The 11,981-nt window shown below is 62.2% G+C and carries 9 protein-coding genes; 5 read left to right on the plus strand and 4 right to left on the minus strand.

Going from position 1 to position 11,981, the window contains the following annotated elements; all coding sequences use genetic code 11:
- Positions 1-100 precede the first annotated feature (100 nt).
- Both PCS43_RS04420 and PCS43_RS04425 read left to right on the plus strand, forming a co-directional pair.
- On the plus strand, positions 101-1,378 hold the full coding sequence (locus PCS43_RS04420) for an acyl-CoA dehydrogenase family protein (protein ID WP_042452652.1): 1,278 nt from the start codon (positions 101-103) through the stop codon (positions 1,376-1,378).
- Entirely contained in the window at positions 1,375-2,598 is a 1,224-nt protein-coding gene (locus tag PCS43_RS04425) for an acyl-CoA dehydrogenase family protein (RefSeq protein WP_054188015.1), read from the plus strand. The genes PCS43_RS04420 and PCS43_RS04425 overlap by 4 nt, the downstream gene beginning before the upstream one ends.
- Positions 2,599-2,726: 128 nt before the next feature.
- On the opposite strand, the gene PCS43_RS04430 is transcribed toward PCS43_RS04425, so the two are convergent.
- Positions 2,727-4,139, minus strand: a complete 1,413-nt coding sequence (locus PCS43_RS04430) for a C4-dicarboxylate transporter DctA (protein ID WP_007734438.1) — start codon at positions 4,137-4,139, stop codon at positions 2,727-2,729.
- A gap of 119 nt (positions 4,140-4,258) precedes the next feature.
- Here PCS43_RS04430 and PCS43_RS04435 point away from each other — a divergent pair, with 119 nt between their 5' ends.
- Together PCS43_RS04435 and PCS43_RS04440 are read left to right on the plus strand one after the other, a co-directional pair.
- Complete coding sequence (locus PCS43_RS04435; RefSeq protein WP_161120908.1) at positions 4,259-5,845, plus strand: sensor histidine kinase; 1,587 nt, start codon at positions 4,259-4,261, stop codon at positions 5,843-5,845.
- Positions 5,842-6,531 carry a response regulator gene (locus PCS43_RS04440; protein WP_003945570.1) on the plus strand — a complete coding sequence of 230 codons (690 nt, stop codon included), beginning with the start codon at positions 5,842-5,844 and terminating at the stop codon, positions 6,529-6,531. Before PCS43_RS04435 ends, PCS43_RS04440 begins: the two co-directional genes overlap by 4 nt.
- Before the next feature lie 44 nt (positions 6,532-6,575).
- Here PCS43_RS04440 and PCS43_RS04445 read toward each other — a convergent pair whose 3' ends face one another.
- The 3 genes from PCS43_RS04445 to PCS43_RS04455 form a co-directional block, all read right to left on the minus strand.
- Positions 6,576-8,690, minus strand: coding sequence for a S9 family peptidase (locus PCS43_RS04445; protein WP_209911455.1), 2,115 nt, complete (start codon positions 8,688-8,690; stop codon positions 6,576-6,578).
- A complete protein-coding gene (locus tag PCS43_RS04450) occupies positions 8,687-9,580 on the minus strand; it encodes a phosphoribosylaminoimidazolesuccinocarboxamide synthase (protein WP_003945463.1) in 894 nt (297 codons plus the stop codon). The genes PCS43_RS04445 and PCS43_RS04450 overlap by 4 nt, the downstream gene beginning before the upstream one ends.
- Positions 9,581-9,735: 155 nt before the next feature.
- On the minus strand, positions 9,736-10,770 hold the full coding sequence (locus PCS43_RS04455; RefSeq protein ID WP_080726727.1) for an ABC transporter substrate-binding protein: 1,035 nt from the start codon (positions 10,768-10,770) through the stop codon (positions 9,736-9,738).
- Between the two features lie 250 nt (positions 10,771-11,020).
- Here PCS43_RS04455 and PCS43_RS04460 point away from each other — a divergent pair, with 250 nt between their 5' ends.
- Positions 11,021-11,953: a tyrosine-protein phosphatase gene (locus PCS43_RS04460; RefSeq protein WP_054188017.1), complete on the plus strand. Its 933-nt coding sequence runs from the start codon at positions 11,021-11,023 to the stop codon at positions 11,951-11,953.
- Positions 11,954-11,981: the final 28 nt, after the last annotated feature.

Genomic DNA, 11,981 nt, shown 5'->3' on the forward strand with positions numbered 1-11,981 from the left:
GGCAGGCCATCGAACCGAGATTTGCGCTGACTGACAACCCTTCGAATCAGGTCGCGATGAAGGATCGACGCCCCTGGTGTTTACAGCTTGCATTCTTCCCATGACCACCGCACTGACGCCGAATGCCGTACCCCGGTCTGCTGATCCGATCAAAAGTGAGGTCGACTACGAAACACTGGCAGAGAAATTCCGTCCGATCTTCGCGGACATCGCACAAGGCGTCGTCGAACGCGAACGCGATCACGTGCTTCCCTTCCAACAGATCGACGCGCTCAAGAATGCAGGCTTCGGCGCCGTTCGGGTGCCGACAACACACGGTGGATCGGGTGCGAGCATCCCGCAATTGATCCGCTTACTAGTCGAGCTGTCGAGCGCCGATTCCAATATCACCCAGGCCCTGCGCGGACATTTCGCGTTTGTCGAAGACCGACTGGTCGCCGACCCCGGCCCGGAGCGTGACATCTGGCTCCGACGCTTCGCGGAGGGACAGTTGGTCGGCAACGCATGGACCGAAATCGGCGACGTTGCATTGGGCGAAGCCAATACCAAGGTCTCGCCCGCACCCGATGCCGACCATTTCCTGGCGAACGGGGCAAAGTTCTACAGCACGGGTTCCATCTTCGCCGACTGGATCGACCTGTACTCGCAGCGCACCGACACCGGCGCATTCGTGATCGCGGCGGTCGAGGCGAGACAACCCGGTGTCACACACAGTGACGATTGGAACGGGTTCGGCCAGCAGACGACTGGCTCCGGTTCGTCCGTCTACGAGGACGCAATTGTACAGCCGGAGAACATCTTCGACTTCTCGACACGATTCAAATACCAGACCGCGTTCTACCAATTGTTCCACCTCGCCACTCTCGCCGGCATCGCCAAGGCTGCTACGATCGAGATCTCTCGTCGAGTTGCCTCTCGTACTCGAACCTTCAGTCACGGCAACGCTCCGAGATACGCGCAGGATTCGCAGATCCAGCAAGTTGTCGGCGAGGTGTCCTCTGCTGCCTTTGCAGCCGAGGCCGTTGCACTGCACGCAGCACAGTCGTCCCAATGGGCTTACGAAGCCGCATTCTCCGGCTCGCCGGAGGAAGAGAAGGCCGCCAACATCGCAGCCGAAATCGATTCGGGGCGAGGGCAAGTCGCCTCGATCGGACTCGTCGTGCCGGCCACGGCCAAGATCTTCGACGCACTCGGTGCTTCCGGAGTCAGCCGCGACCTCGATCTCGATCGATTCTGGCGCAACGCCCGCACCGTCGCCAGCCACAATCCGGTCGTCTTCAAATCCAAAGTTGTCGGCGACTACGAAATCAACGGAACCGAACCGATTTACGTGTGGGCCATCGGGACCGCACCGACCGAAAAGGATGAACAGGCATGACCGTGACCAGTGAAACCGAAGTCTTCGTCGGCGTTCCCGACACATCCGAGGGCTGGATCGACCGGGCTCGCGAGGTGAGCAACATCCTTGCCGCCGACGCACTCGCCCGCGACCGAGCCGGCGAACCACCGTTCCGAGAAGTTCAGCTGCTCAAGGACAGTGGTCTTGTGACGCTCCTGGGCCCGGTCGAGTTCGGCGGCGGCGGGCAGCGATGGGAGACCGCCTACAAGGTGGTTCGGGAGATCGCCCGCGCCGACGGCTCCATCGGACAACTGCTCGGATACCACTATCTGTGGGCATGGGCAGCCAGATTGGTCGGAACCGATCCGCAGATCTCCGCTGTCGAGGAGCTGTACACGAGCAACCGATTCTTCTTCGGCGGCGCGGTCAACCCTCGAGACACCGACCTCACCGTCGCGGACCGCGGAGACACCCTGGTGTTCAACGGTGTGAAGTCGTTTTCCACCGGCGGCCGAGTCACCGACCTCACGGTGCTCGAAGGAATCATCGACGGAACTGCGACGCATGTGTTCGCAATCGTGCCGACTGCTCAGGACGGCATAGTCTTCCGCGGTGATTGGGACAATCTCGGGCAGCGCCTCACCGATTCCGGCAGCGTCGAGATCAACGACGTCGAGGTCGACTGGGCAAGTGCGGCAGGCTTTGTCGACAAGGAATTCCAACCTCTGGTCTACAACACCCTGAACTTCCCGGCGATCGAGATCGTGTTCGCCAACTTCTACCTCGGGATCGCTCGTGGCGCACTGGACACTGCCGCCGAGTACACCCGAACCCGTACGCGTCCATGGCCGTACGGCGGTGACAACCGCGAAATCGCAACCGACGAGTGGTACCTCCGTGAGGGCTACGGCGACTTGCAATCCAAGCTGTGGGCAGCGGAGGCCTTCGTGGATCAGGTCAGCCGTGAGGCCGACGCAGTGCTCCACGACGCTCGCGAAAACCTCACCGAGCAGGCTCGCGGCGACCTCGCCGTACGCATCGCGGCCGCAAAACTTCGCGCCGCCGACGTCTCCTTGGAGATCAGCAACAAGATCTTCGAACTGACCGGTGCCCGAGCCACGTCCAACGACGTCGGCCTGGACATCTACTGGCGCAACATCCGGACGCATACCCTTCACGATCCGCTCGCGTACAAGCGCCGTGAAGTCGGTAGTCGTTTTCTGACCGGCGAGATTCCCGAACCGACCTGGTACACCTAGCCACGAACAGAAAGAGACCGTCGCACGGTTGGTGCGGCGGTCTCTTTCATCGTTACGACCAGGATCACTGATCGTAGATCGGGTTCCGCGCCTGCAGCGCAGTCAAACGTTCAGCAGAGCGGACGTTTCTAGTGATGGCTCACGAACGACTGTTTGGTGCCGGTCGGAGCCGTTTCGAGCTTGTGCTGCTCTTCTTCGTCCTCGTCGTCGAGCATCGTGGCTTCGTTGAACGGAATCTTCCCGTCGAGTACCTCGACGACGCGTTCCTTGTCGATCGTCTTGGTCCAGGCGCCGACCAGGAGAGTCGCAACCGCATTGCCCGAGAAGTTGGTGATCGCTCGCGCTTCCGACATGAAGCGGTCGATTCCGACGATGAGTCCGACGCCGTCGAGAAGCTCGGGGCGATGGCTCTGCAGTCCGCCTGCCAGCGTGGCCAGACCGGCGCCGCTGACTCCGGCAGCGCCCTTGGAGGCGATGATCATGAACACCAGCAGCGAGAGCTGTTCACCGAAACCGAGTGGCTGTCCCATGGCGTCGGCGATGAAGATCGAGGCCATCGTCAGGTAGATCGCGGTGCCGTCGAGATTGAACGAGTAGCCCGTGGGAACGACGATGCCCACCGTGGTGCGCTCGACGCCTACGTGCTCCATCTTGGCGATCAGACGCGGCAGTGCCGATTCGGAGGACGACGTGGCGAAGATGAGCAGGTACTCACGGGCCAAGTACTTGACCAGCTTGAAGATGTTGAATCCGGTGACCGCGCGCAGCAGCGTTCCGAGAACACCGAAGACGAAGATCAGGCAGGTCAGGTAGAAGCCGATCATCAGCGTGCCGAGCTGGACGACGGCGTTCAGACCGGTCTGGCCGACGACGCTGGCGATGGCACCGAAAGCACCGATCGGGGCGAGCCAGAGGATCATCGTCAGGATCTTGAACACGAGCTTCTGGATGTATCCGACGGCCTTGAGGATCGGTTCACCCGACTTGCCGAGCGACTGGATCGCGAAGCCGACCAGAAGGGCGACGAACAGAGTCTGCAGCACGCTGCCGGCTGTGAGGGAGGACAGCATCGACGTCGGAATGATGGACGCGATGAAGTCCCAGGTACCGCCCGCGCTGTGGGCCTGATCTGCAAGCTTGGCCACGGAGGCCGCATTGGGCGTGATGTTCAGGCCACTGCCCGGGTTGAGCAGGTTGCCGACGCCCAGGCCGATCGCGAGTGCGATGGTGGACATCCCGATGAAGTAGGCGAGTGCGAGGCCGCCGACCTTGCCGACCTTGGCCGCCGCTCGAACCGAGCCGATGCCGAGCACGATGGTGCAGAAGATGACCGGGCTGATCATCATCTTGATCAGGCTGACGAACAACGTGCCGAGTACACCGACGGACTTACCGAACTCGGGTGCGAGCCAACCGACGAGGATGCCGCCGATGACCGCGACGATGACGCTCATGTAGAGCCAATGCGTCTTGTCGCGCTTTGCCTTGGTGCCCTCGGGCTGTGGGGAACCGTCTACTGTCCCTGTTGCCGTGCTGCTCATGGGGTGTCCTTTGGATCGGATATCTGTGAAGTGATCGGGATCACTTCGAGTCGTGGAGAATTCTTGTTGCAAACAGGTGGGCCCGGAAGTTTGTGTTCAGAACGTTCAGGAGGCGCTCGATGGTCGAACGAAAGACCGGCCGACGTATGAGCGTCGCCAGGCAGATCCTGCTCCTGCAATTGGCGTTGTTGGCGCTGGTCATCGGTGTGGGGGCCGCGCTCGCAGTTGTCGACGAACGCCGAGACAGCGACGACGCGATCCGCAGGCAGGTGAGCTCGATAGCGCAGACTCTCGCCCTGTCGGATTCGACGGCGGCAGCCCTGACGAGTCCGGACCCGACCGCGATTCTGCAACCACAGACCGAGAAGATCCGACAGGCAACCGGCGTCGATTTCATCGTGGTGATGGCGCCTGATCGCACTCGGTTCACCCACACGAGCCCGGAGCTGATCGGTCAACTCTTCACCGGGAACATCGACCGCGCACTTGCCGGCGCGACCTTCACAGAGACGTACGCCGGGTCGCTGGGGCCGTCGATCCGCGCAGTCACTCCTGTCTACGATTCCGGCGGAACCCTGGTCGGTCTGGTTTCTGCCGGTGTCACCCGCGAGCAGATCAGCAAGCAGTTCGCCCAAAGTGTTCCGGTCATCCTGTTCGTTGCCGGCGGCGGTCTTCTTGCCGCCCTCCTGAGTTCACTTCTGGTGAGTCGGCGTATCCGGCGACAGACCCTGGGGATGGCGCCGGATGAACTGCGCACCATGTACGAACACCACGACGCCGTCCTGCACAGCATCGGTGAGGGTCTGGTGGTGATCGGGCGAGGCCGAAGCAGAGATGCGCGAGTGGATATCGTCAACGACGAAGCGCGTCGCCTCCTCGATCTACCGGACGGGCCCGTGCCACTTTCGTCCATCCCCGAGACCATGCGAGTCGACGACGCCTCTCCTGCGAAGGATCAAGTGCACCTCACCGACAAGCGTGTGCTGGTGGTCAACCAACACCCGGTTGAGTGGGAGGGCAACAGAATTGGCACCGTGCTGACAATTCGCGATCACACCGAATTGCAGAACGTACTCGGGGAATTGGATTCGGTACGCAGTTTTGCCGAGTCGCTTCGATCGCAAGCCCACGAGAGTGCAAATCGTCTGCACACGATCATCACGATGGTCGAGTTGGGCCGGAACGAAGACGCAGTGGCCTTCGCCACCAATGAATTGCGAGTGTCCCAACAGTTGATAGATCGTCTGATGAATGCGGTCCACGAGCCGGCGCTCGCCGCACTGCTGCTCGGGAAAATGAGTGAAGCGGCCGAACGCGGGGTCGACCTGACCATCACCGAAGACACCGCGCTCGGTCCGGTTCCTTCGCTCAATGCACGCGAGTTGGTCACGCTGGTCGGCAATCTCGTGGACAATGCTATTGACGCATCGCGCGCGAGCGAGTCTCCGTGGGTGGAAGTGACGGTAATGGAAGAGGATTCGATGATGGTTGTTGCCGTCGCCGACAGCGGCCCGGGAATGACACCCGAAGCACTCGAAAAGGCCAAGGGCCGTGGCTACTCCACAAAATCCGGCTCTCGCGGACTCGGTCTCGCACTGGTCTCTCAAGTTGTGAAACGGCACGGCGGCACGCTCACCAGCGAGCCGGCGATGGGCTCCATGCTGGTTGTCCGTATCCCGCTGCGCGAGGTGGAAGCACCGCGATGATCCGTGTGCTGATAGTCGACGACGAACCGTTGATCGCCCAGGCGCACCGTTCGTACGTCGAGCGTGTGCCGGAATTCGTGGTCCACGGCGTGGTTCATTCCGGGAACGCCGCCGTGCGTGCAGTTACGGCGGCCAACGCCACCGACCAGCCCATCGACCTGGTCCTGCTCGACATCGGGTTGCCCGACGCCAGCGGTCTCGACGTGGCTTCCGCCCTGGGCGGTTTGCGGCCCAGTCCGGACATCATCGCGGTTACCTCGGCGCGCGATCTGGAGGTGGTCCGAAGCGCCGTGGCTCGCGGGATCGTCCTCTATCTTCTCAAGCCGTTCACTTTCGCAGCATTCCGCGACAAGCTCGAGCGCTACCTCGAATATCGTGCAGCGCTTCCCGCTGGAGAGTCTGCGGTCAGTCAACACGACATCGACCGCGCGATGTCCGCGCTACGAACGTCCGACGATCGAGCAGCGGCACCGAAAGGCTTTGCGTCTCAAACACTCGGACTCGTCGCAGCGTCTGTCCGGGATTCTGAGGGACCCGTGACCGCTGCAGAGGTGGCAGCATCGGTCGGCGTGTCCCGGGTGACAGCCTGGCGCTACCTGGAAAAGCTGGCAGACGACGGCATGCTCACCCGGGAGACCGAGTACGGGCGCGCTGGGCGCCCTCAGGTTCGTTACCGCAGAACCTGATTGACACAGAACCTGACAGTCACCGAACCTGATTGACACAGAAGCTAGTTCGCGCCCACGGTGTCCAACACCCAGGCGAACTCGAACGCGACCTCTTTCCACTTCTCGTACCGACCGCTGACACCGCCGTGTCCGGCGCTCATCTCGGTCTTGAGAAGTAGCGGAGCATCACCGGTCTTGGTGGCGCGCAGTTTTGCGACCCACTTGGCCGGCTCCACGTACAGAACACGGGTGTCGTTGATGCTCGTGATCGCAAGAATGGCGGGATAGTCCTTGGCTTCCACGTTCTCGTACGGGCTGTACGAGCGCATGTAGTCGTAGACGTCCTTGTTGTGCAGCGGATCTCCCCATTCGTCCCACTCGATGACCGTCAACGGCAGCGACGGATCGAGAATCGACGTCAACGGGTCGACAAACGGAACATTGGCGAGAATGCCGGCAAACAGTTCCGGAGCGATGTTGGCGACAGCGCCCATCAGCAGTCCACCTGCACTACCGCCGTCGGCAACCATCCGGTCGGCCGACGTGACACCGGTGTCGATCAAATGCTTTGCGCAAGAGACAAAATCGGTGAAGGTGTTCTTCTTGGTGAGCGTCTTGCCGTTTTCGTACCAGTGACGGCCCATCTCGCCGCCGCCGCGCACGTGTGCGACGACGAAGACGACGCCGCGATCGAGCAACGACAAGCGGGCAACCGAGAACGACGGGTCGATGCTCGCCTCGTAGGAACCGTAGCCGTACAACAGCAGCGGCGCGGGACCTTGCGGCGCACCTACGCGCCTCACGATCGAGAGCGGAATGCGGGTTCCGTCGTCGGCTACTGCCCAGTCGCGACGCTGCTCGTAGTTACTCGCATCGAAGTCTCCGAGAACGGGCTGCGACTTACGCAGTGCCAGTTCACCACTGGCGACGTAGTAGTCGTACACCTGCCCGGGAGTGATGAATGAGGTGAATCCGAGCCGGATGGTGGGCTGCGCCCATTCCGGGTTGGACCCCATGCCGATGCTGAAGAGTTCTTCGTCGAAGTCGATTTCGTGACGTTCGCCGTAGCCGTCATCCGTCAACGGCCACACGGCAACCCGAGTGAGCGCCTCGCGGCGGTAGCTCAGGACGAGGTGTCCGGCAAAGGCTTCGGCTTCTTCCAGACGAACGTCTGCGCTGTGCTCGATCAGCGTCGTCATGTTCGTCGGATCCGACACGGGAGCTTCCACCAACACGAAGTTCTCTGCCTTGATGCCGTCGACGACGTCGTTGTGGAGGATCAGGAAGCGGTCCTCTCCCCCGATCACGGCGTGCTCGGCCCCGTACTCGACGCCCTCGCGACGCGGGATGATGACGCGGAATTCGCCTTCCGGGTTCGCCGATTCCAGCATCCAGCCTTCGCTGGTCACCTTGGAACCGACCCAGATCATCAGGTACTTCTCGCTGCGGGTGGACCCCACCGAAACCCAGTACCGTTCGTCGGGCTCGTGGAACACCGAAACATCTTGACTCTGCGGCGTTCCCAGCTTGTGACGCCACACCGTGTCCGGACGCCAGGAGTCGTCGACCGTCATGTAGAAGACGTGACTGTGGTCGATCGCCCAGGTGGCGCCAGGCGCGGTATCGGGAATCTCGTCGGCGAGCATCTCACCGGTCTCGAGGTTCTTGAACCGCAGGGTGTACCGCTCGTCGCCGACGATGTCCACCGAGTACGCGAGCAACGTGCCGTCCTCGCTGATGGAGAACGCGCCGAGCGAAAAGAACTCGTGCCCTTCGGCTTCGACGTTGCCGTCCATGAGGATCTGCTCGTCGGCCAGCTCGACGCCGGGCGTCAGGTCGGGCGGAGTCCAGTCGTCTTCACCGGCGATGGGGCACCGGCACTGGACGGTGTACGACTTGCCTTCCACGCTGCGCGAGTAGTACCACCACTTACCCATGCGAGTGGGCACCGACATGTCGGTTTCCTGCGTCCGCGACTTGATCTCCTGGAAGATCTTCTCGCGCAACGGCTCGAGCGCGGCCGTCTGCTCGTCGGTGTACGCGTTTTCGGCTTCGAGGTATGCGACTACCTCGGCGTTGTCCTTGTCCCGCAGCCACTCGTAGTCATCGACGAACGTGTGTCCGTGATGGGTACGTTCGGTGGGGACCTTCTTTGCGACCGGCGGGATCAGGCTCATGCGCTGGGACCGACCCAATCGTCGAAGGACAGACCGGAAATGCGCTCGTACGCCTCGATGTAGCGTGCACGGGTCGCGTCGACGATCTCCTGCGGCAACGGCGGCGGTGTCGTGTCCGAGCTACGGTCCCAGCCGGATTCAGGGCTCGTGAGCCAGTCGCGCACGAACTGCTTGTCGAAACTGGGCTGCACCTTGCCCGCTTCGTAGCCTTCGAGAGGCCAGTAGCGCGACGAGTCGGGGGTGAGCACCTCGTCGGCGAGCACGAGGTTTCCAGCGGAGTCGAGACCGAATTCGAGCTTGGTGTCGGCAAGGATGATTCCGCGATCGGCTGCGAAGTTGGAGGCGCGGGCATAGACGTCGAGAGTGTCCTCGCGAAGCTGCACTGCCAGCTTCTGGCCGACCTTCTCCACTACCTGATCGAAGCTGATGTTCTCGTCGTGATCCCCGAGAGCCGCCTTGGACGCCGGGGTGAAGATCGGGTCGGGCAGACGCGAGGCCTCGACGAGGCCCTCGGGCAACGCGACGCCGCACACTGCGCCGGTGTTGTTGTAGTCGACCAAGCCGGAGCCGGTGAGGAAGCCACGAACGACGCATTCGACGGGAACCATGTCGAGGGAGCGCACCACGAGAGCGCGGCCGAGAACCTCTTCCGGGATGCGATCGTCGTCGGGCTCGCCGGCCAGGTGGTTGGTGCCACCGAGGACGTTGAAGAAGAACACGCTCATCGCGGTGAGCACGCGACCCTTGTCCGGGATCGGCGTGCTGAGCACGTGGTCGTAGGCCGAGATCCGATCACTCGCGACAAGCAGCAGATGCTCGTCGTCGATCGTGTAAAGGTCACGGACCTTGCCACCGGCCAGATGAGTGTAGGAATCAAGTGTAGGACGCACCCGGTCACCCTATCGGGCGTTCGCAGTTCGTACAGAACCCCGGTAGCCGGGACAGGTAAGCGTCCTCGCCGATCGGAGAGCTGTCCGCCCTGCTCATCCGGATATGCAGGTGGCCCCTCGCCAGCAGGCGAGAGGCCACCGTCACAGTCGATGAACTACTGGTTTGCGGGCAGCTTCGACAGGCCCTCGTCGATCGAATCCAGCGTCAGAAGAGCCGTCTGATAGGTCGCGGCCAGCGAATGCTGGACCTGGACGACGTTGCCGGCCTTCACTGCGGGCAATTCCTTCCACAGCTCGGAATTGACCAGCTCCTGCAACTGCGGAGACATCGAGCCGTCGGCATTGAGGCCGTAGACGATCACGTCGACATTTCCGAGATTTTCGCCGATCTTCTCGATGGATACCTGTTCGACGTGGATGTCGGCGGGGTCTGCGGGGGTGCCGGGGAACTGCAGTCCGAGTCCGTCGAAGAGATTGGTCGTGTACGAGGACGCGTACTCGCGTGAGAAGGTGCCGGCTTCCGGCTTGCAGACGTTGCACACGCCGCCGAAGGTCAGCGAGCCGAGCTTGTCCTTGTACTTCGCGGCCAGTTCGGCGGTTTTGGCGTCGTAGTCGTCCTTGAACTCGCCGTAGTTGCCGGAGACATTCGCGGCATCGGCGAACTGCTCGCCCAGCACTCGCCAATCAGCAGGAACCGTCGGTCCCAGGAAGACGACGGGAGCGGCCGCCTCGAGCTGCGCCATGTCCAGCTGGCTTTCGACTCGAGCGGGAACGCCCATGATGATCAGATCGGGCTCGGCAGCGACGATTCCCTCGTAGTTGAGCTGGGAGACGTTGCCGTCGGGCGCGACCTTCGGCAGAGCTTCGTAAGCGGCCTTGGTCTTGTCGTCCATGTTGCCGAGTTCACGGGTCCACTCACATACTGCTGCCAGGTTCGCTCCCGCCTGAATCAGCGGCAGAACTGCGTATCCGCAGGCCACGATCCGTTGCGGGTCGCTCGGGATCTCGATGGATCCGTTCTGTGCCTCGAAGACACGGGTCGGCGAGCTCGCGGCTGTCGTCGACGATTCGGACGACGCCTCCTCGGAGTTGCTGCAGCCGGCGACGCCGACCGCCAGCGCAGCTGCTGCGCCGATCACCACTGCGCGGCGAAACCGCGACAGACCTTGAACCCGCATGTTGAACTCCATCTGAACGCACCGGACTGCTCCGGAATTGATTTGGTGAGGCTAACCAATATCAGGGCACTGGACCTTTACACAAACACAGGTCCCGAGGAATGAACTGCGCCTCCCGAGCCGCCCACGCTCACAGCAGCACGCCTCCCACTGAGAGGGAGCAAAGCAAGATTCCTCTCGAATCGGACACGCGAACTCGCTACCTTGCCTTCGCGATACCTCATCGACTCGCCACTCTCTCCGCTCGACGAAGGGCTCACACATGTCCCGATCCACCCGTACCTGCTCACTACGGTCTGCCGCGGCCATTGCGTTGACCAGTAGCTTTCTCATCACCGGTTTCGGCGCCTCGATCGCGCAGGCCGAACCTGGCCCCTCGGCTCCGCTGTTCGGCTCGCTGGATTTCGGATCCAGCAACCTCGGTAGTTCCGAGCAGACCCCAGATGCGCCGCGGCTGACCGGGATCGACAATTTCCGCGACGTCGCAGGCACCGGCGCCGGATACTCGGGGACTTTCGGCCTGCCCGTGAACAAGGGAGTCTTCTACCGCGCGAACGCGATCACGCCCAAGGGCGATGACATGAGCAATCTCGAAAAGCTGGGACTGACAAAGGTTTACGATCTGCGCACTGAACCCGAGATCGCCAGTAAGCCCGATGTCTTGCCCGGCGGGGTTGCGTACGAGAACATTCCGATCCTGTCCGGGAACATCGCCGAGATGATCGCGAAGATCAAGTCCCCCGAGGACTCACGATCGATGATGCAGGACATGAACCGCGCCTTCGTCACCGGAGCGACGGAGCGAGCCGGGTTCGCGCAGTTGCTCACGGGTCTCGCGGAAACCGAAGGTGCACAGGTCTTCCACTGCACCGCAGGCAAAGACCGCACCGGCTGGACGTCGTTTCTGCTGCTGAGTATCGCCGGTGTCGACCGCTCGGTGATCATGAACGACTACTTGCTGACCAACGAGTACACAGCCGAAGGCATGAAGGCCACGCGCGCGGGCATCGCGGCGAGCCTGGGCGAACAGATGGCCGTCAACATGGAGCCTCTGTTGGGTGTCGAGGCAAGCTATCTCGATGCCGGTCTCGCCCAGTTGGACCAGACCTACGGGTCGGTCGATCGGTACCTGACCGAGGGCCTGGGTCTGAGCCCGGCGACTGTCATGACGCTCAAAGCCAAACTGCTGGGCTGAGTGGCACGGATGCCCCGGGTTCGACGAG

Source organism: Rhodococcus sp. C-2, from assembly GCF_027854095.1.
GTDB classification, from domain to species: Bacteria; Actinomycetota; Actinomycetes; order Mycobacteriales; family Mycobacteriaceae; genus Rhodococcus_F; species Rhodococcus_F qingshengii.